The 20,311-nt window shown below is 38.4% G+C and carries 17 protein-coding genes and 1 pseudogene; 13 read left to right on the top strand and 5 right to left on the bottom strand.

What is annotated here, in order from left to right; genetic code table 11:
* Nucleotides 1–131 precede the first annotated feature (131 nt).
* Entirely contained in the window at nucleotides 132–638 is a 507-nt protein-coding gene (locus P20495_RS20175) for a GNAT family N-acetyltransferase (RefSeq protein ID WP_033015121.1), read from the top strand.
* On the opposite strand, the gene P20495_RS16470 is transcribed toward P20495_RS20175, so the two are convergent.
* The 4 genes from P20495_RS16470 to P20495_RS16485 form a co-directional block, all read right to left on the bottom strand.
* A complete protein-coding gene (locus P20495_RS16470) occupies nucleotides 635–1,243 on the bottom strand; it encodes a PqiC family protein (protein ID WP_008134343.1) in 609 nt (202 codons plus the stop codon). The two genes, P20495_RS20175 and P20495_RS16470, sit on opposite strands and share 4 nt — an antisense overlap.
* Nucleotides 1,243–2,898, bottom strand: coding sequence for an intermembrane transport protein PqiB (gene pqiB, locus P20495_RS16475; protein ID WP_008134342.1), 1,656 nt, complete (start codon nucleotides 2,896–2,898; stop codon nucleotides 1,243–1,245). Before pqiB ends, P20495_RS16470 begins: the two co-directional genes overlap by 1 nt.
* Nucleotides 2,895–4,061: a paraquat-inducible protein A gene (locus P20495_RS16480; RefSeq protein WP_008134341.1), complete on the bottom strand. Its 1,167-nt coding sequence runs from the start codon at nucleotides 4,059–4,061 to the stop codon at nucleotides 2,895–2,897. Before P20495_RS16480 ends, pqiB begins: the two co-directional genes overlap by 4 nt.
* 184 nt (nucleotides 4,062–4,245) lie before the next feature.
* Nucleotides 4,246–5,061, bottom strand: a complete 816-nt coding sequence (locus P20495_RS16485) for a thioesterase family protein (RefSeq protein ID WP_008134340.1) — start codon at nucleotides 5,059–5,061, stop codon at nucleotides 4,246–4,248.
* A 241-nt stretch (nucleotides 5,062–5,302) separates the two neighbouring features.
* On the opposite strand from P20495_RS16485, the gene dnaK reads away from it, so the two are divergent.
* The 11 genes and pseudogenes from dnaK to P20495_RS16540 all read left to right on the top strand — a co-directional run bounded on the left by dnaK (nucleotide 5,303) and on the right by P20495_RS16540 (nucleotide 18,028).
* Entirely contained in the window at nucleotides 5,303–7,219 is a 1,917-nt protein-coding gene (dnaK, locus tag P20495_RS16490) for a molecular chaperone DnaK (protein WP_008134339.1), read from the top strand.
* Nucleotides 7,220–7,419: 200 nt separating this feature from the next.
* Nucleotides 7,420–8,560, top strand: a pseudogene (dnaJ, locus tag P20495_RS16495) (molecular chaperone DnaJ).
* 99 nt (nucleotides 8,561–8,659) lie between these two features.
* Nucleotides 8,660–9,121, top strand: a complete 462-nt coding sequence (gene ybaK, locus P20495_RS16500) for a Cys-tRNA(Pro) deacylase (protein WP_008134337.1) — start codon at nucleotides 8,660–8,662, stop codon at nucleotides 9,119–9,121.
* 123 nt (nucleotides 9,122–9,244) lie between these two features.
* Nucleotides 9,245–9,649, top strand: coding sequence for a DUF1761 domain-containing protein (locus P20495_RS16505; RefSeq protein WP_007375528.1), 405 nt, complete (start codon nucleotides 9,245–9,247; stop codon nucleotides 9,647–9,649).
* Between the two features lie 42 nt (nucleotides 9,650–9,691).
* Entirely contained in the window at nucleotides 9,692–9,943 is a 252-nt protein-coding gene (locus P20495_RS22410) for a hypothetical protein (RefSeq protein WP_007375527.1), read from the top strand.
* A 150-nt stretch (nucleotides 9,944–10,093) separates the two neighbouring features.
* Nucleotides 10,094–10,357: a hypothetical protein gene (locus P20495_RS16515; protein WP_008134333.1), complete on the top strand. Its 264-nt coding sequence runs from the start codon at nucleotides 10,094–10,096 to the stop codon at nucleotides 10,355–10,357.
* A gap of 372 nt (nucleotides 10,358–10,729) precedes the next feature.
* The gene (locus tag P20495_RS16520; RefSeq protein ID WP_008134332.1) at nucleotides 10,730–12,460 is read left to right on the top strand and encodes an ATP-binding protein; all 1,731 of its coding nucleotides are present in this window, start codon (nucleotides 10,730–10,732) and stop codon (nucleotides 12,458–12,460) included.
* The gene (locus P20495_RS16525; protein ID WP_008134330.1) at nucleotides 12,453–13,817 is read left to right on the top strand and encodes a sigma-54 dependent transcriptional regulator; all 1,365 of its coding nucleotides are present in this window, start codon (nucleotides 12,453–12,455) and stop codon (nucleotides 13,815–13,817) included. Before P20495_RS16520 ends, P20495_RS16525 begins: the two co-directional genes overlap by 8 nt.
* 176 nt (nucleotides 13,818–13,993) lie before the next feature.
* Nucleotides 13,994–14,950 carry a porin gene (locus P20495_RS16530; RefSeq protein ID WP_007375523.1) on the top strand — a complete coding sequence of 319 codons (957 nt, stop codon included), beginning with the start codon at nucleotides 13,994–13,996 and terminating at the stop codon, nucleotides 14,948–14,950.
* A 9-nt stretch (nucleotides 14,951–14,959) separates the two neighbouring features.
* On the top strand, nucleotides 14,960–16,429 hold the full coding sequence (locus P20495_RS16535) for an SLC13 family permease (protein ID WP_007375522.1): 1,470 nt from the start codon (nucleotides 14,960–14,962) through the stop codon (nucleotides 16,427–16,429).
* 180 nt (nucleotides 16,430–16,609) lie between these two features.
* Nucleotides 16,610–18,028, top strand: a complete 1,419-nt coding sequence (locus tag P20495_RS16540; protein WP_008134329.1) for a coniferyl aldehyde dehydrogenase — start codon at nucleotides 16,610–16,612, stop codon at nucleotides 18,026–18,028.
* A 62-nt stretch (nucleotides 18,029–18,090) separates the two neighbouring features.
* Here the strand turns inward: P20495_RS16540 and P20495_RS16545 are convergent, their stop codons facing one another.
* Complete coding sequence (locus P20495_RS16545) at nucleotides 18,091–18,816, bottom strand: tetratricopeptide repeat protein (RefSeq protein ID WP_007375520.1); 726 nt, start codon at nucleotides 18,814–18,816, stop codon at nucleotides 18,091–18,093.
* 577 nt (nucleotides 18,817–19,393) lie between these two features.
* Between P20495_RS16545 and P20495_RS16550 the strand changes: the two genes are divergently transcribed.
* Nucleotides 19,394–20,257 carry a DUF6279 family lipoprotein gene (locus P20495_RS16550; protein WP_008134327.1) on the top strand — a complete coding sequence of 288 codons (864 nt, stop codon included), beginning with the start codon at nucleotides 19,394–19,396 and terminating at the stop codon, nucleotides 20,255–20,257.
* Nucleotides 20,258–20,311 lie beyond the last annotated feature (54 nt).

Below are 20,311 nucleotides of genomic sequence, written 5' to 3'. Positions count from 1 at the left end.
CGCCAGACGGTGCGAGGAGTGCAAACCGCTATTGTTGTGCCTGTAAAAACATCGGCGCAAAAATAATCTGCTTTTTAATTTCAGTCAACAAAAAGTTACATGCTAAACAAAGTTTTTTAGAGGAACTTACATTGAACGCAGTATTTAAAACAAATCGTCTGTTGTTACGCCATGCGAATGAGATTGATGCAGCGGTTTTACTTAAGCTAGTTAATCAGGCTAGTTTTATAAAGCACATTGGCGATAAAGCAATTTATACCCTTGATGATGCCAAGTCGTACATCAATCAGTCATTTATTGCTTCTCATAACTACCAAGGCTTTGGTCCTTACGTTATTACTTTGCATAATGCTGAAGTGATTGGCGTTGTTGGGTTTTATAAACGTGCAGCGTTACAACAACCTGATTTAGGTTTTGCACTTGTAAGCGGTTTTGAAAAAAAGGGCTATGTTTTTGAAGCGGCCAGCGCACTTTTGCAACATAAACATAAATTTGGAATTACAAAACTGTGTGCAATAACATCACTAGATAATAGGGCATCGCAGAATGTGTTGTTAAAATTGGGTTTTAAAATAGAGGGCAGAGCGGTTATCAATAATGATAAAACCGCCGTGATTATATTGTCACTTAATGATTAAAGTCTTGCTTGTTCTATTTGTTTTGCAACATTTAGGTTTATATTTAGCCATGTTGCTTCAAGTGTCGAAACCAGGCCATCGTATCCATCATCATCAATAGGCACTATGTTTGAAAAATTATGAATACTTACAAGACGTCGTCCGGTTTCTGGATGTGTATAGTACAAGCGCCAGAGCCCCGAAATATCGGCGTTACCTTCCATATCGCCATTAAAGTGGTGAATCTCGTATTCAAGTTCATAAAATGTTTGTTGATCGAGTTCAGTAATGACCGGTAAGCCCTTTATTACCATCCAGTTAGGCATAGCATTAAAAAGTGTTTGCTGGGCTGTGGCAGTAAGCATTACATCTGGCGATTCACCCCACAGGTTGTAATTAGCAGCATGAATTTGGTTGCTGTCTATTTTCATAGCAATGCCCAAATTATTTAAAGCGCCTCTGAGTACAACAGTTTGTATTCTTAGTTGCGCATCTGTATCCGCAATGTTGCGAGACGAAGCGCCTATTGGCTGTTCAAACTGGTAATACTGTGTCGCAGTTTGTATTGATGAACTACAACCTGACAATAGTAATAATAAACTTGCAGTTAAAAATAACGATCTCATTATTGCTTCCTTGGTTTTGGATCTGCGGGTAATGATTTATCAAAAATTAGCATATTAGGTTGCTCGTTCAAACCACGAGTAAGCGGTTGTAACCCTTCACTTAAACGTTTAAATTCTTTTAATGTTTGCTGTATTTGATGATGAAGTTCAGAACCGGCTTGGTAACTGGCCATTGTTTTGTCGAATTGACGCATGGTTACTTCAAATTGCACCATACTTTTTGTCATTTTCTCAAAATTACGGTTAAAGTCACCCGGTAAATTTTGTGTGTCTTTTTGGCTCAGTAGCTCTCGCATTTCATTAGCAAGCGCTCGATAGTCAGTAAATGTCGCTTGCATTTGCGCTAAGCTATCTTCAATTTTTAAGTCATTAACTTTATTGAGTACATCAGATACTTGATCTGCCAATACGGTTATACCGCTGGAAATACTTGGAAAAACATCATATTGAACAAGTTTGCCTAAATGCGCTGCGGGTGCGTCGGGATATATATCAAAATCAACATACACCGCACCCGTTAATAAATTGCCGGGCTTTAATGAAGCGCGCATCCCACTTTCAATCCAGCCTTTTAAACTACCTTGCCAATATTCTTTAGCTGAAGCACTGTCATGATACAAACGTCCGTATTCTACTTTTATAAGTACCGGAACAGCCGTATTGTGGTTTCTAAAGTGAGCGGGCTTACCGTTAACAATTACATTAGCAGGGGCTTCTACAACAGTCCCAACACGCATACCTCTATATTCTACAGGCGCTCCTGTGCGCAACCCTCTAACGGATTGTTCAAATTCAATTAGGTAGTAATCAAAGTCGTAAAAGCGCTCTTCTAACGCTTCTTTATAGCTTTGGCTTAATGAAAAGCTATGCCCATCTTGTGCTATTTCACCCGGGGCCTGTTGCTCGGGTAACCCAACAGAAACACCGCCTTTTAAAAGTTTGCTTAAAGAGCCAGTATTTATATTAATACCGTCTGCAGAGAGGTCAATTTCAATACCCGCGTTCACCCAAAAAATAGAATTCATAGTGATGAGGTTTTGATAAGGTTCTTTAATAAACACGCCATACTTCATTGCTTGGTTTTCCCAATCAAAAATAGCGGTTTCTATCTGACCTATTTTGTAATTTTTGAAAAATATACCGGTACTTACATCTAGTACTTCAGCGTTATAACTAAGGAGTTTAAAGCGACCGCCTTTAACGTCTTTGCCGATAAGTGCGGGTTCATCTTGGAGCGTAAACCTTTCTTTTAGCTCTTTACTTTCTCCTGGAGAAAACTCTAAATAAACACCTGATAAAAGAGTACTCATACCACTAATACCTGTTTCATCAATGCGAGGTTTAACGACCCAAATTTTTGCATCATCGGTTAATAAGCCATTGTAATTTTTATCTATTTGTGCACGAGCAATAACACTGTCTTGTGTGTCAGATAAACGAATATGATCGATTTGACCTATTTTTACACTGCGTACTTTTATTTCCGTTTTACCTGCAATAATACCTTCGGCCTGTGGCATTTCGATAAAAATAGTAGGGCCTTTATTTGCTTGATACTGATATAGCATCCACATGCCCACTAAAAGCGCAATTGCCGGAATGATCCAGATGGCGGAAATCTTCGGTTCTTTTGTTATTTCAGCAGTTTCGGTCATGCTTTATTCTCTGATATCTTATTTTTAGGTGAATCCCACAACAGTCGTGGGTCAAAGGCATGGGCAGCCATCATTTGGCATAATACCATAACTGTAAAAAATACAATGCCAAGACCTGGAGTTACCGACATTAAATTACCAAGCTGTACCAAGGCAACTAAAATAGCAACGACAAATACATCTATCATTGACCATTTTCCAATAAACTCAGTCAGTTGATAAATTCGAGTATAACTTTTTGTATGCTGATTTGCAGGCTTTGTAACCATAATACATAAAAAGCTCAGCACAAACGCTTTAGCAAGCGGTACAACCACACTGGCTAAAAATATAATGGCAGCAATGGGATAGGAACCACTCTTCCAAAGTGTAATTACACCACCAATTAATGTAGAGGGGGATTCATCACCTAAACTAGTGGTATGCATTATTGGTAAAACATTAGCAGGAATATAGCAAATAACTGAGGTTATTAACCATGCAGTTGCTTTTTGTACACTATAAGGGTTTCTGACGTGTGTTTTAGTGTGGCAACGCTGGCATATATCACCGGTGCATAGTTGGTGACATACATGGCAGGCTTTAATATTTTCATCAATTGCGCGTTTTGCGTGATCAGCGCCTTCGAGTATTTTTACAGGCTTAATTTGAGCCCATAAACGCGGGCGATTTAAGTGAACAAGTGCTGCTATATATAAAATAACAAACCCTACATAAGCCCAAAAACTTGCCCCAAAGCTAATATCAGCCAGCGACATAATTTTAACCATACTGACCAGCACACCGATTAAAAATATTTCTGACATAATCCAAGGCTCTAACGCAAGCGTGAATTTCAATAACCGCCTTGCTATGCCTTCGGGCAATGTTTTTAATACCCCTAAGTGCAGAGGGATCAAAATAAGGAGTAAACCCATAGGCAGGGCAATAATACTCAAATCAATAAATAAGCCGAGTAGTTCGCTATCGTAATTAAATAAAATTCGTGCGGCATCGGGTAGAGTAATTGTTTGAGTAATGCCGCTACTGCTAAATGAAATGAAAGGGTAAAACATGCTGCTTAGCAACATTAACAAAGCGCTAAAACTCAGTGCAACAATACGGCTGTCGTGATTCACATCGGCTTCGCAAAGTTTATGATGACAATGTGGGCATATCGCCATTTGTTTCGCGATTATGCGAGGTATGTCTATGATCAGATCGCAGCAGGGGCAGACAGTTTGCAATTTAATACCAAGCAAGAAGAATGTTTGTCCAATTTTGCAATATTTAATGCATTAATACAACGCGAACAGTGAATAAGCCTTTAAAAGCCAAACATTTTAATATTGTTTGGCTTTAGGGCTTTTAGTCAAATAACGCCACCGTTTGGCGTGTAAGGGCTATTAACTCCCCTGATTGTGACCAAATACAGCCATCTTCTAAACCATAACCATCTTTTGAATGATGAGTGATTGCTTCAAAGCCAAGCCATTCGCCAGGTGTTAAGTTTGGTTCTTGCACAAACTCTAAGTACCAAGACATGCTACTAGCTGGAGCGGGTTGTTTAAACATTTGTAATAACGTAGGTGGCCATGCATCTGTTAATGCAATAACGTGCGCTTCTGTTATTTGCTCTGGGGTGTGCTTAAAGCGCATCCAGCCCCCTAAGTGAGAAGTTTCTGCGCTGCTAAATGGCATAGCGCCTTGTTGTGGGCATAAATCAACATGCTGAAAAAACTCAGGCATCTGGCCTTTAACAAAAGGGAGTGTATAGCGCTCGTCTACCGGTTTTAACCCTAAAGATTTTGAAACGGGCACATTAACACCCGACTCTCTACTTTTAGCAAAACATGCTTGTACGATAACGCACACTTGTTCATTTTGAATGGCTTTGGCAAGTACCTGTGTACTACTTTTACCTTGTCGTAATATTTCTACTGATAAAGAAAAGGGAGTATCGGCAAGCAATGGTCCTACAAAATTAGTGCTAAGAGAAAGTAGACGACGATCACTTGCAACCTTACCTCTGATTGCTTGATACAACAGTGCGGCTGATAGCCCACCAAAAGCAGTTCTGCCTTGGCACCAGTTTTCTGGAAATTGCATTGTGCTAGTTAATTGTTCGGTATTGTCTGAACTTCCAATTTTTTCAGCTTGGAGAAGTAATTGTTCAAAATGCATGAAGATGTCCTTTTAAAGTGCGATTTAATAAATTTATAACACAACCAAACTAGTCAGACCAGTAATTAAAAGCGCCTCTGGCGGTGTAAAAATCATCATTCCTTACAATTATTAGGGTTATTTTGTAAATAAATCATAAAAAATGAATTTTTTTTCATTTTTACAGTTGAAATAAGTTTGGCGCATCCCTATTTACTAAGTCATCGAACGTATTAACGAATATTGAAGTTGGAGAAGTTTCATGGGTAAAATTATTGGAATCGATTTAGGTACTACAAACTCTTGTGTTGCAGTACTTGATGGTGGCAAAGCACGTGTTATTGAAAACGCGGAAGGCGATCGCACAACCCCGTCTATTATTGCTTACACGCAAGACGGCGAAACATTAGTAGGTCAATCTGCTAAGCGTCAAGCGGTTACTAACCCGACAAACACATTATTTGCAATTAAGCGTTTAATTGGTCGTCGTTTTGAAGACGAAGAAGTACAACGCGATATCGGCATCATGCCGTTTAAAATTGTTAAAGCTGATAACGGCGATGCATGGGTAGAAGCGGGCGGCGAAAAACGTGCTGCACCACAAATTTCTGCTGAAGTACTGAAAAAAATGAAGAAAACAGCTGAAGACTTCTTAGGTGAAGAAGTAACTGAAGCCGTAATCACAGTACCTGCATACTTTAATGATTCACAACGTCAAGCAACGAAAGATGCTGGTCGTATTGCGGGTCTTGAAGTTAAACGTATTATCAATGAGCCAACTGCTGCGGCACTGGCTTACGGTATGGATAAAAACCGTGGCGAAAACATCGTTGCAGTATATGACTTAGGTGGCGGTACTTTCGATTTATCAATCATTGAAATTGATGAAGTTGAAGGTGAGCACACTTTTGAAGTACTTGCTACAAACGGCGACACTCACTTAGGTGGTGAAGATTTCGATAACCGTGTAATCAACTACTTAGTAGCTGAATTCAAGAAAGATCAAGGCTTAGACCTTAAAAATGATCCGCTTGCAATGCAACGTGTTAAAGAAGCTGCTGAAAAAGCAAAAATTGAACTTTCATCTGCACAATCTACTGAAGTAAATCTTCCGTATGTAACTGCTGATGCATCTGGTCCTAAGCACATGAACGTGAAACTAACACGTGCTAAGCTTGAGTCACTAGTTGAAGATTTAGTAACTAAAACAATTGAGCCACTTAAACGTGCACTTGCTGATGCTGATTTATCAGTAAGCGACATCAACGACATTATTCTTGTTGGTGGTCAAACACGTATGCCTTTAGTACAAAAAATCGTTGCAGAGTTCTTCGGTAAAGAGCCTCGTAAAGATGTTAACCCTGATGAAGCAGTAGCCGTAGGCGCAGCGATTCAAGGTGGTGTACTTGCTGGTGACGTTAAAGATGTACTATTACTAGACGTTTCTCCATTATCTCTAGGTATTGAGACAATGGGTTCAGTAATGACTGCATTGATTGAGAAAAACACGACGATTCCTACTAAGAAATCGCAAACATTCTCAACAGCTGAAGATAATCAATCTGCTGTAACAATTCATGTACTTCAAGGTGAGCGTAAACGTTCAAGCGACAATAAATCTCTAGGTCAATTTAACCTAGAAGGTATTCGTCCAGCACAACGTGGCACACCACAAATCGAAGTAACATTTGATGTTGATGCCGATGGTATCTTACATGTATCTGCTAAAGATAAAGATACAGGTAAAGAGCAAAAAATTACGATTCAAGCATCTTCAGGCTTAAGCGATGACGAAATTGAAGCGATGGTTCGTGATGCAGAAGCACATGCTGAGGACGATAAAAAGTTTGAAGAACTTGTAGCTGCCCGTAATCAAGCTGATGCTTTAGTTCACGGTACACGTAAGCAAGTTGAAGAAGCTGGCGATGCATTACCAAGCGAAGACAAAGAAGCGATTGAAGCGGCTGTTGTAGATTTAGAAGCGGCTATTAAGAGCGACAATAAAGAAGAGATTGAAGCTAAAACTCAAGCGCTTGCTGAAAAGTCTCAAAAACTGATGGAAATTGCTCAAGCGAAAGCGCAGCAAGGTTCAGCAGATGCAGGCGAGCAACAGCAATCAGCTAAGCAAGACGACGACGTTGTTGATGCAGAGTTCGAAGAAGTGAAAGACGACAAATAATTGTTGCTAATGCTTCTCGCTAGCCAAAAACACTTAACTCAGTTGAGTGTTTAGGTTAGGATGAACAATTGAGGCGCGCGAGCAATAGCTTGTCGCGCCTTTTGCATGTGTTTAAGGTTCAAATTCAATGATAAATCGATGCGATTTATCGGTTTATCCAGCAGCTTACGCTGCAAATAGAAAAGAGTAGTGTGATAGATATGTCAAAACGCGATTATTACGAAGCCCTCGGCGTAAGCAAAGATGCGAGTGAGCGAGACATAAAAAAAGCGTATAAACGCTTAGCGATGAAATATCATCCAGATCGTACCGCAGGCGATAAAGATCTCGAAACAAAGTTTAAAGAGGTTAAAGAAGCCTACGAAATTTTAACCGATGCGCAAAAACGCCAAATGTATGACCAGCATGGTCATGCGGCATTTGAGCAAGGCGGCGGTGGTGGCCATGGTGGTTTCGGCGGCGGCCAAGGTGATTTCGGTGATGTATTTGGCGACGTATTTGGCGATATTTTTGGTGGCGGCGGTGGTCGACGTCAATCTCGTCAGCAACGAGGCTCTGACTTACGTTACAACATGGACTTAAGCTTAGAAGAAGCGGTTCGTGGTAAAGAAGTTGAAATTAAAGTACCTACATGGGTGGGTTGTGAGCCATGTGACGGCAGTGGTGCTAAAGCGGGTTCTAAACCTAAAACATGTACTACTTGTCATGGTGCTGGCCAAGTGCAAATGCGCCAAGGTTTCTTTGCTGTGCAGCAAACATGTCCAACGTGTCAAGGACAAGGTCAGATTATTTCAGATCCTTGTAACAAGTGTCATGGTCAAGGCCGCGTAGAAAAAACCAAAACGCTTTCAGTTAAGATTCCAGCTGGCGTTGATACCGGTGACCGTATTCGCTTAACAGGTGAAGGCGAAGCCGGAATGCACGGCGCGCCATCTGGCGACTTGTACGTGCAAGTATCGGTTCGCGAGCATGAAATATTTGTACGTGAAGCGAATAACTTATATTGTGAAGTACCAATTAGCTTTACGACAGCAGGCCTTGGTGGCGAAATTCAGGTGCCGACACTTGATGGTCGTGCAAAACTTAAAATACCGTCTGAAACGCAAACGGGAAAAATGTTCCGTATGCGTGGCAAAGGTGTTAAGTCTGTACGCAGTGGTGCCCAAGGCGATCTAATTTGTAAAGTGGTAATCGAAACGCCAGTTAATTTGAACGAGCGTCAACGTGAACTACTGACTGAATTAGATGAAAGCATGGGCACAGATAGCTCTAAAAACCGTCCTAAAGAGCAAGGCTTTTTTTGACGGTGTTAAAAAGTTTTTTGATGATTTAACTAAGTAAATTTAAATTATTATAAATAATGAAACGGCGCTTTTTAGCGTCGTTTTTTTTGCTTTAAATTTTATTTTTGTTACTGTTAATAAAAAATGATTAAGTATTATGACACCTGCAATCGATCTATTGAAAAAATCAAAAATCTCGTTTGATGTCTTAAGTTACGAGCACGACGCTAGCAATAATCACTATGGGCTTGAAGCAGTTGAAAAGTTAAAGCTTAATAGCCATCAAGTATTTAAAACATTAGTGCTTGAAACACATGAAGGCGAATTAATTGTTGCAGTAACACCTGTTTCTCAACAAATTCATTTAAAGCAATTGGCAAAATTAGCCTCATCTAAAAAGGTGGCGATGGCGGCTGCACAAAAAGTACAAGCCAGTACGGGGTATATTTTAGGAGGGGTAAGTCCACTGGGACAAAAAAAACGCCTCGCTACCTACATTCATGGTAGTGCATCACAGTTTGAGCACGTATATGTAAGTGCAGGAAAACGCGGTTTAGAAGTGAAATTAATGACAACCGATCTTATTACATTAACTGGTGCAAAACTGGGGATATTTTAACTTTTTCTTTTTGATATTTACGGGGAGTCCATATAAGGCCCTAGTTTCCAGATTATGAGTTTGCCGCTTTAATAATTATTAACTACAGTCAAATAACCTCTCATGCATAAGTTATGGCAGTATATGAATTTTTCTGATGTTGATTATTTTGCGGTATTAATTGCCGCGCTCTCTTGCTTTATGCTTGGTGGCATTTGGTATTCAAATAGAATGTTTAAACAAGCTTGGCTTGAAAGTTGTGGTTTAACAGAGCTAGATTTGCAATCAGCAGATCCAAAATTAATTTTTGGAGGGAGCTTTTTATTATCTTTTATAGCCACTTTTTTGCTTGCATTGTTTCTAGGTGAAAACCCTAACGTTGGTGAAAGTGTAGGAACTGGATTTATTATCGGTGTATTTTGGGTTAGTAGTTCACTTGGGCTTAGTTATATTTTTGAGCAACGGCCGATGAAGCTGTTTTTAATTAATGGTAGTTTTCATATTTTACAATTTTCTTTAATGGGCCTAATTTTGGGTATTTGGCCTTAGTCTTGTTACACTTTAGGTATTACTTTGAATTAATGACTAATTATGGCTAAACCAAATAAAAAAGGGCCAACAAAAACGGTTGATATTTTTTGTTCTGCTTGTAAAACCCCCTTATTTAAGTATCGAAAGGGCGGTAAAGGAGCGCTTGTTAAATGTTTTATAGAACGTATTAGCCAAAATTTCACAAAAGAGCCCTGTATTTGCCCTAACTGTAATCGTCCTTTTGCAAGGCCTGCTGTGATAAGAGGGATACCCGCTTATAAAATTATTGGTGGTAAAGTTACATTTAAATAAGCATATTGCTTATACGGACATATGGCCTTGTTAGAATTTATCATCTTGATAGAATCGCTCGGTTTTGCTGTTTCAATGAATGAAAAAATACCCTCCCCACGGATCGGGCCAGTTTTTTGGGTTATTTAAAAATGGATAAAGGATAGTTTCGTGATAGCACTCTTATTTGACATCATAGGTATGACAGGCACTTTTTTAGTCGTTGGCTCATTCTTTTTACTGCAGCTAGGTAAAACATCTCCAACTAGCTTAATTTACAATATGATGAATTTAACAGGGGCCATTTTATTGTTGATCAGCCTTTGTTATAACTTTAACTTAGCCAGTTTTGTAATCGAAATATTCTGGATTGCAGCGTCATTAATTGGTTTATACAAATATGTTAAAAATCGAAGAGCTGTAACTGCAAGCTAATTTAGCGAATAGATAATGCTCTATATCAATTTGCAATAATACGTTATCAATTTAAGGGATAAAGCCTGAGGCTAACAGAAGTCAAAATTTCTGATTTACAACGCCATGGATGCAGTAGATAAAACAATGTAGAAGTCATTGCTGGGAACAACTAAATAACGATTTTTTACCTTGTTATCGGCAATGTTTACTACCTCAAAATAGATAACTTAATGAAGTGAATTGGTATAATAAAAAATCACCGTGAACATTTTTGGTTGCGGTGATTTTTTTTACTCGCTCTGATTTTTGTCAACAAAAGTTTATATCGCTATGACTAATAAGCCGTTAAACTAGGTTCTTTAAATTCATCAGGTTACTTTGTGGGTCAGTATGTTTTCTCTTTCTAAAAGAATCATTATTACTTGTATATTACCCATATTTATTTTGTTGATATCATTTTTTCTCGGACGAACTCATGATATTGAGCAAGCAAACCTTCAGGCTGAACGCCAAGTTACTCAATTAAATAATTATATTGATACTGAACTTGCACGCTTTTCTGCGATCCCAGAGTTATTAACTTATAATGAGTTGATGATAAGTTTTGTATCAGGATCACCACAACATTATAGCGCAATTAATAATTATCTAGCTGATATTCAGCAAGCCAGTGGTGCGTCTGACATCTTTGTGTTGGATACGCAAGGTGATGTTATTGCAAGTAGTAATTGGCAGACTGATTACACTTTTTTGGGCAGTAACTATGCTTTTAGACCCTATTTTAAACGTGCTTTTACGGATGATAAAGTGGCCTATTTTGCACTTGGTATACGTTCAAATAAACGAGGCATATATTTTTCACAAGCAGTTTATAGTGATAATAAAGCCATTGGAGTAGTGGTTTTAAAAGTTAATGTGAGTAAGTTCGAAAATGATAGAGAGTTGCTAAACACGTCGAAAGGGAGCCATTTTTATTTACAACTTCCCGATCACGTTATTGCCATGTCTGATATTGAACAGTGGCGTTTGAATAGCTTTACTCAGCTCGGAATTACTGCAAAGCAGGAGATCAAATCTAGCCGTTCTTATCTGGATCATCAACCGATATACATAAAGCAGTATCAGTCTCAGAGCCAAAGTACGACGCAATTTAAAATTGATAAACAGCGATATGTTTCGTCCTCAATGAAACTCAATAACTTTAATGCCACAATGCATATTCTTGTCGATGTATCAAAGGTCGATAGCGCACAAATATCGCGCTTATTTTGGGTTATTATTATCTACAGTTTTATAATTATTATTGGGTATAGCTTATTAGCTCGTTTTGCTGGATATAAAAAATTACTTTATTCAAGGCATAGTCTTGAGCAAAAAGTAATAGAGCGTACCCAAACGCTTGAAAAGGTACAAACGGCTCTAGTGCAATCAGCTAAACTGGCTACTATAGGGCAGCTGAGTGCTGGTATAAATCATGAAATAAACCAACCTCTTAGTGCAATTAATACATACCTAGCAAGTGCTAAGCGGCTATTAGCAAAAGGTAATTACGAAGCCTTAAGTCAAAGTTTGGTTATTATTGAAGGGCTAGTCGAGCGAGTGCATAAGATTGTAGGGCAGCTGAAGCACTTTAGTAAACCATCAGGGATGCAATTAAGACCATACCCGCTTGCTGCGCTTGTTAATAATGCATTAATGATTTCTAGCGCGCAGTTAAAGCAAGACAATGTGCAGGTAGAGCCCCCGCAATTTGATGAAGCAGTCATCGTTTGGGTTGATGCTCTTAAGTTTGAACAAGTGCTGGTTAATTTAATTACCAATGCCAGCCAAGCTATGAATGGTGCTGTTGAACGTAATTTGACCTTCAATTTGGAATGTTTTGAAGAACGCGTTAAATTCTCTATTTTAGACACCGGTTCGGGTATTGAACAACATGTATTTAGTCATTTATTTGAGCCCTTTTACAGCACTAAAGATAGCAAAGGTCTCGGTTTAGGGTTATCAATATCAAAACAGATTATTGATTCATTTAATGGCTCTTTAAGCGCACACAATAGATTGCAAGGCGGGGCTGAATTTATTATTAGTCTTTCAAGTAAGCAGGGGGATAAGCATGATTGATAGTTTGTTGTGTAAACACATTATAGTGATTGATGATGAAGCGATGATCAGAGATTCGCTAAAACAACTACTCACACTAGAAGGTTATACAGTAGAGTGTTTTAACGACGCAAGTACGGCTCTTAGTAAGCTTAGCCGACGGTATAATGGAATTGTGCTTAGCGATATTAATATGCCCACAATGAACGGTTTAACTTTACTCGAGCAAATCACAGCCTTTGACAGTGAGCTTCCTGTGATATTTTTAACCGGCTATGCCGACGTGTCCATTGCGGTAAAAGCGATGCAATTAGGGGCATACGATTTATTCGAAAAACCGCTGAACGAACACCTACTTGATTGTATTGCCAGAGCTTGTGATAAGCGCAGTCTTGTTATGGAAAACCGCGCATTAAAAGTGGTTGTGCAAAAAGCATCTGCGCCGGGTGTACGTATATTGGGGGATACGCCCAAAATGCAACATATGATGCATTTATTAAATACAGTAATAGATACGCCAACAGATATAATGATTGAAGGCGAAACCGGCACAGGAAAAGAGCTCGTAGCACGCTATTTACATGATCAGAGTATTCGTTCGAGTTGTAACTTTGTGGCGATTAACTGTGGGGCTGTACCAGAGCAATTAATAGAAAGCGAACTGTTTGGCGCAGCAAGTGGAGCATACACGGGTGCTACGCAAAGCCGTAAAGGTAAGTTTGAATATGCACAAGGCGGTACGGTCTTTTTAGATGAAATAGAAAGTACCCCAATGTCGCTGCAAGTTAAATTACTGCGCGTATTAGAAGAGCGAAAAGTAACCCCTGTAGGCGATAACAAAGCCATCGATTTAAATATAAGGATTGTAGCTGCGACAAAAGTTGATTTACTTTCCTTGGTGGAGAAAGGCGAATTTAGAGCTGATTTATATTACAGGTTGAGCTTAGTTAAAGTAAATATTCCGCCTTTACGAGAGCGAAAAGCAGATATACTTTTATTGTTTAAGCATTTTAGTTCCATTGCTGCAACGCGCTATCACAAGCCTCCAGCACCCCTGAACAGCGAAATACAACAGCGCTTAGTTGCTTATGATTGGCCTGGTAATGTAAGAGAGCTCAGAAACCAAGCCGAACGTGCGGTATTACTTGGCGCCGAACTTGCCTTTACCGAGGTTAATACGCAGCAGTTTGGTGGATTATCTCCTGATTTGAGCTTATCAGAAAAAGTGGCTTTTTATGAGCAATCACTGATTGAATATGCGCTTGAGCAAAATCATGGAAGCATTAAAAATACCATGGAAACACTGCAAATTGCGCGTAAAACACTTTACGATAAAATGAGTAAATATAATCTTAATCGAGATATGTTTACGGAATAGTTGTGCGGATTTAGTGACAATATGTATTTCTAAGTGTGCGGTTAACCGCACACGCTTGTATAAATAATAACAGCAATTTTTTTTAAGATTATGAAAAAAAAGGTTTTTATATCATTGGCAGTAAATTTGCCTTATTAGAGCTGACAATAAGTTGATTCTAATAATTAGGACGCACAATGATAAAAACAACACACCTATCTACTTTGCTTATACCCCTGAGTAGTTTAGCAATATTGCCCAGTATTACTTTAGCCGCTGATTATACCGTTTACGGTAAAGCAGAAGTTCAAATCGCAAATACCGACACTGGTATTATGCGCTACGCCAAAGAAGGTACGCAAATTGAAGCGCCTTTTTCTCGTATTGGTATAAAAGGTCAGCATAAATTAAATGAATACTTAAGTGCAGTTTTTAAATACGAAGTACAGGTGAAAGGCTTTGAAGAGGATGATACAGAAGAGCCGTTTACAGCACGTAATACTTATTTGGGTCTAAAAGGGGCGTTTGGTGAAATCGTTATAGGTAGAAACGATACGCGCTTTAAATACTCCGAAGGAAAATTAGATAACTTCAATGAAACCCAAGGTGATATGGCGCAGGTAATTGCTGGGCAAGATCGGCTTGGTGATACGCTTACATACACATCTCAATATTGGTCTAATGCTCAGTTTTCGTTTACCTATGCTCCAAAAGACGATAATAAAAATAACAAAGCAGGGTTTGCAGCGACGCTAATCTACGGTGACCGTAATTTAAATAATACACCTTATTACGTCTCATTAAGTAGGGTTGATTCTTTGAACAATATTACAGCTAGCCGAATCGTGGGCGTGTATAAATTTGAGAAATTACAGCTAGGTGCACTGTACCAACATTCGGAATCAGTTGATGAGACTAAGTCAGGCAACGGTTATGTATTAAGTGCAAGTTATACAATTGATAAATGGGTTCCAAAATTACAATTTGCTAAAGATGACTCTGCAATTCGTCAAGAGTCAAAAGCGATTCAGTGGAGTACTGGACTTGACTATGTCTTTGACAAGCAAACCACAGCGTATCTTTTGTATACCGATTTAGATCTCCAAGAAAATGCGGATAATAGTGTCGCACTTGGTCTCAAGTACAAATTTTAAGGGCAAATTATGACTCAGAAAATTATAAAAAACGAGCCAGTGAAAAATACATTAACGCAAAAAATTATATTATGGCTTGGCCCTGCTGTAATGTTATTAACGTGCTTGATAGACCCTCCTAGTGGTATGTCTGGTCTTGCATTTAAAACCGCAGGGTTAGCTTTTTGGATGGCATCGTGGTGGGTTAGTGAAGTTGTGCCAATACCTGCAACATCATTATTGCCACTTGTTATATCGCCGATTGCTGATATAGCACCTATAAAAAGTACCGCAGCGCCTTATGCACACCCCTTAATATTTTTATTTTTAGGTGGTTTTTTGATCTCCATTGCGATGGAACGTTGGGGGCTACATAAACGGATCGCGTTAACGACGATGCTTTATGCGGGTAAAAAGCCGAGTTTACAGATTTTAGCCATGATGTTGGTAACAGCATTTTTATCTATGTGGATGTCAAATACTGCAACAACAGTAATGATGCTACCAATTGCACTTTCAATCATACACTTAGTGAGCGAATCAAACTCAGAGGATGATGGATTTGCTAAAGCACTTTTGTTATCTATTGCATATGGTGCGAGCATTGGAGGAATTGCAACACTAATAGGTACACCGCCGAATGCCTTAATGGCGGCCTATTTGTCAGAAAGCTATCAAATCGAAATAGGGTTTGGTCAATGGATGCTTGTTGGTGTTCCGTTAGCAATTGTTATGTTGATAGTATGTTGGGTTTGGCTCACAAAATTCAGCTACAAGGTTGATGAAAAAACAGAACATTTACACGACAGTAAATCTGTTTTTATAAAAGAACTGACGACCCTTGGTCCTTTGCAGCGTGCTGAAAAAGGGGTGTTTTATGTGTTTGTATTAGCCGCTCTTTGTTGGGTTTTTAGACCTTTACTCGCTGATTTTTCTGGACTTAAAATTTCAGATACAGCAATAGCAATAGCGGCTGCATTGTTATTATTTGTTTTACCAGCCAATAAAGGCAGTGATGAACGAATTTTAGATTGGGTGAGTGCATCGAAAGTACCATGGGGAGTACTATTATTATTTGGAGGAGGGTTATCACTCGCTTCGCAAATAAAATCATCTGGCTTAGCACAATACATTGCGCATTTAATTGAAGGTGCAAGCGCAATACCTCTGGTTATGGCTGTATTAGTGGTTGTTGCGTTAATTACATTTTTAACCGAAATAACCAGTAACACGGCTACTGCCGCTGGTTTTTTACCTCTTTTAGGCCCTGTTGCGGAAAGTATTTTCGGATCGCCTTTAGTTTGGGTTATTCCAGCAGCTATTGCATGTAGCTGTGCGTTTATGATGCCAGTGGCAACACCACCAAATGCAATTGTTTTTGGCTCGGGGAAAATACAAATACGAGATATGATAAAAGCAGGGTTTATGCTTAATATTATTGCGATAATTTTAATTACATTAGTGACGATGACTATTGCAGCAAAAGTATTTAATTTTTAAACAAACTTAAACTTAGCTTATAGCTATCTCGATATGAGTCGTTTTGCTTATCATCTCAGTGCTGGGCAAAACGACTCTTAATGCTTACTTGTTTGGCTATTATAGCTAAATTAGTGTGATTGCTCGAAAAACAGTTCAGGGTTATTATCTGTAGTAACTTTGAAAATTGAGTAACCTACTTTGACCACTGACACTTCTAATACAGTTTCTTTAACCACACAGTTTGATGGGTTACAAGATGCCTTTCTAAGTACGCCTTATTTACCAATCAATAAACGTATTACGTTGCTAAAAAATCTCCGATTACGAATTGTTGAACTTGAAGAAGAGCTTGTAGATGCAGTTTCAAAAGATTTTGGCTACCGAACGGCATTTGACACTTTACTTGGCGACATTCTGCCTACAGTACAAACACTTGCGCATATAATAAAAAAATTGCCTAACTGGTCTAAACCAAGTAATCGTGCGGTTGGTTTAAGTTTATGGCCTTCAAAAGGCAGTGTAACTTATCAGCCTAAAGGGGTTGTTGGTGTTATTGCACCGTGGAATTACCCTATTCAATTAGCCATAGTACCTGTTGTAACAGCGATTGCCGCAGGTAATAGAGTGATGTTAAAACTGAGCGAATTTACACCACACACAAATGTGGTACTTGAAAAATTATTTAGCGCCGAAATACAAGAGCACTGCAAAGTAATTCAGGGCGGCAGTGAGGTTGCAAGTGAGTTTTCATCGTTGCCATTTGCTCACTTATTGTTTACGGGCTCAACTGCGGTGGGTAAATTGGTGATGGCCTCAGCGAGTCATAACTTAACACCAGTAACACTTGAACTTGGGGGGAAGTCACCCGTTATTATTACCGAGCAGGCTGATATTAAAAAAGCAGCGCAAACGTTACTATTTGGGAAAATGGCTAACGCTGGGCAAATATGTGTCGCACCCGATTATGTATTGGTACCACAAGCACTTGAGCATCAGCTCATTCAGCAATTATGTGAGCTTTATAAAAAGCATTTTAAAGAGGGTGTTGAAGGTAAAAACTTAACATCGATTATTAGCGATGCACATTACAAGCGTTTAACGGGTTATTTAGCGCAAGCACAAGAACTCGGTGCAACGATTGTAAAACCGCTTGAGCAAAACCAGCAAGATGCAGAAAAACACCGTATGGGGCTGCATATTGTTACACAGGTAAGCGATGAAATGCAGCTCATGCAGGATGAATTATTTGGCCCTATATTACCAATAATGAGTTATAACAAACTTGACGATGCTATTGATTACATTAAACAACATCACCATCCATTAGCACTTTATATTTTAGGGCAAGATAAATCTGCTCAAGACTATATTATTAAGCAAACACTCAGCGGTACAGTTGCTGTTAATGACACGCTAGTGCAAGTTACAGCAGATGATGTACCATTTGGTGGTGTTGGGCACTCAGGTATGGGGCATTACCATGGTAAAGAAGGATTTTTAACCTTTAGCCATGCTAAAAACACGCTAGTTTCAGGTTCATTTAATCCGCGAGTTGGTATGTTACTCAAGCAAAGTAACGTGCTTATAAAGCTTTTAAAGTGGCTTTATATTAAGTAGGTGTGGCTTCAGATGAAAAAAGCTGAACTATGGTAATAGTTCAGCTTTAGTGAATATAAAGATTAGAACAATCGGCCTTCACCTGCATATGTACCAGCTAAAATTTTGGTATAAATAGCGTCTGCTTTTTCTTTAGCTTCCTCAACTTCTTTAGGTAGCATTTTTCGTTCATCGAGCTTTCGGCTATGGCTTGCTTGCATATTACCGTTGTATTCAGCAATAGTATTCCAAATGTATGACTTTTCTAAGTCTTTTGGCATGCCTAAACCTTCAAAATACATGAGTGCTAAGTTAAATTGCGCTAGTGAGTAATTATTAGCGGCTGCTTTTTCGTACCATTTTTTTGCAAGTTCAAAATCGTGGCTAACGCCATCACCATTCGCGTACATAACACCAAGATTAAACTGCGCAGCGGGTAAATTTTTATTGGCTGCTTTTTCAAATAAGTTTAACGCCATTTGTTTATCTAACTTAACGCCTTTGCCTTCATCATATAACACCGCTAATGCAAACATAGAGTCTACATGGTTTTTCTTAACACCTTCTTGATAAAGTTGAGCGGCTTTACGGTAATCGCGAATTACACCGTAACCCCCTTCATATAACTTCGCGAGTTCATATATTCCAGGTGCATAACCTTTATCAGCAAGGTATTCAAACTCTTTCAGGGCTTCTTCAAAGTAACCTTCATTAGCTGCTTTAATGCCATCTTCGAGCCCTGCATGGGCAAAAGGGCTTGTAAGCAACACGCTAGCAAGTATTAAAGTTTTTAAATTAAACTGTGACATATTCATGTCTCCAATTAGTAATCGTTGCAATATGTATTAGTCAAACGTCATTTTATTACAAATTAATGCGCTAAATAGACTGTTGTAACGTTTAAATGTGAGTGCAAAAAGAAGTGTCTACTGTTATGTTTTACGCCAGCTTTTATATAAACGCAAGATACAGTGCTTCTAGTTTGGCTGAATATGTAATGTATAGCTCAAAACAGAGTTTTTTTGCATGAAGTAAATTTATAAGTGGTGTGTAAGATACAGATATTGCAGAAAATTTAAAGAAATAAAAAAAGCCCGTTAGGGCTTTTTTGAGTCATATCAACCGTCACTAATATGAGCAATGTAGCAAGTAATTGTGATCTTGAGTGCTGACTACTTGGGTCGAGTAAGTAGCAAACACGAAGCGGCACAGTCTTCTTAATTAAATATCAGCATCCTTGCTGTAACTTCTTCCTTAGGCACTGAGGTCGTTACACCGTGTTTATGCGAACGATTATCACTTGTAATAGAATGTAAGTCAATAGTAAATGATAATTATTATCAAATGAATTTATTTAATAACAATATAAGTTAAAAAAGGAATGGGATGCTAAACAACACTAAAATGAAAAAATTCAAACATGTAGGCGTCGCTATTAGCATGTTGTTTTTATGCAGTTGCTCTGCCTCATTTACTTATAATAATTTAAGCTGGCTTTCATCGTTTTGGGTTGATGATTATGTTGATTTAAATAAACAACAAAACAAGCAACTAAAAAAAATTATCGAAACAACACAGCATTGGCATAGGTCAACGCAGTTACCAGCATACAAACAAGATATACAAAATATAAAAACCTTGTTTAACGAAGGTTTAAAACCCGTTCAGCTTAAAGAACACGTTGTTTTTGCAAAAAAACATTGGCGAAATTTACTTGAATTCGCTTATTTGCCTTTGGCTGAATTAGGTGAAAATTTAACGCCTTTACAGCGCAAAACATTCATAAATAATATTCAAGAAAAAATTGATGAAGAACGCGATGAACTTAACGAGCAAACATTTATAGCACGTAAAAAAGATCGTTTAGAAGAACAATTAGAATATTACGAGCAATGGCTCGGAAAACTTAATGCTGAGCAAAAAATACTAATTAAACTGACCAACGATAAACATCAGGACTCAAGTGAGCTGTGGCTCGAATACAAACAACAGCGTTTAAATGCTGCTAAGCAAGTATTTGAAAGTGAAAATTTAACGCAATCTGAGTTTATTGAGCAATTAAGCACGGTTATAAAAGAGCGTGAATTATATATGAGCCCAGAGCTGCTTAAAATTAATGATGAAAATCTTAGTTTATATGTAAATTTATTAAATGAGTTAAATACCACTTTAAGTGATAAACAACGCGAAAATGTAAATGAACGTTTTGATGAGCTAATCGACACATTGGATGATATTATTGAGGGCTAAAACATTAATAATCAATCACTTTGCTATAAAAGTGTTACATAAGGTTACGGCAAA

The sequence above is a fragment of the Pseudoalteromonas sp. BSi20495 genome (genome assembly GCF_000241185.1).
Classification (GTDB): Bacteria; Pseudomonadota; Gammaproteobacteria; order Enterobacterales; family Alteromonadaceae; genus Pseudoalteromonas; species Pseudoalteromonas fuliginea.
Note: the sequence above shows the minus strand (reverse complement) of the source record. Positions and strands in the feature narration are given on the sequence as shown.

Coding starts and splice junctions, on each gene's coding strand:
- P20495_RS16550 (WP_008134327.1), top strand. CDS start 19,394: ATGCTAAACAACACTAAAATGAAAAAATTCAAACATGTAGGCGTCGCT.
- pqiB (WP_008134342.1), bottom strand. CDS start 2,898: ATGACCGAAACTGCTGAAATAACAAAAGAACCGAAGATTTCCGCCATC.
- P20495_RS16520 (WP_008134332.1), top strand. CDS start 10,730: ATGTTTTCTCTTTCTAAAAGAATCATTATTACTTGTATATTACCCATA.
- P20495_RS16545 (WP_007375520.1), bottom strand. CDS start 18,816: ATGTCACAGTTTAATTTAAAAACTTTAATACTTGCTAGCGTGTTGCTT.
- ybaK (WP_008134337.1), top strand. CDS start 8,660: ATGACACCTGCAATCGATCTATTGAAAAAATCAAAAATCTCGTTTGAT.
- P20495_RS16485 (WP_008134340.1), bottom strand. CDS start 5,061: ATGCATTTTGAACAATTACTTCTCCAAGCTGAAAAAATTGGAAGTTCA.
- dnaK (WP_008134339.1), top strand. CDS start 5,303: ATGGGTAAAATTATTGGAATCGATTTAGGTACTACAAACTCTTGTGTT.
- P20495_RS16530 (WP_007375523.1), top strand. CDS start 13,994: ATGATAAAAACAACACACCTATCTACTTTGCTTATACCCCTGAGTAGT.
- P20495_RS16480 (WP_008134341.1), bottom strand. CDS start 4,061: ATGGCGATATGCCCACATTGTCATCATAAACTTTGCGAAGCCGATGTG.
- P20495_RS22410 (WP_007375527.1), top strand. CDS start 9,692: ATGGCTAAACCAAATAAAAAAGGGCCAACAAAAACGGTTGATATTTTT.
- P20495_RS16535 (WP_007375522.1), top strand. CDS start 14,960: ATGACTCAGAAAATTATAAAAAACGAGCCAGTGAAAAATACATTAACG.
- P20495_RS16525 (WP_008134330.1), top strand. CDS start 12,453: ATGATTGATAGTTTGTTGTGTAAACACATTATAGTGATTGATGATGAA.
- P20495_RS16505 (WP_007375528.1), top strand. CDS start 9,245: ATGAATTTTTCTGATGTTGATTATTTTGCGGTATTAATTGCCGCGCTC.
- P20495_RS16470 (WP_008134343.1), bottom strand. CDS start 1,243: ATGAGATCGTTATTTTTAACTGCAAGTTTATTATTACTATTGTCAGGT.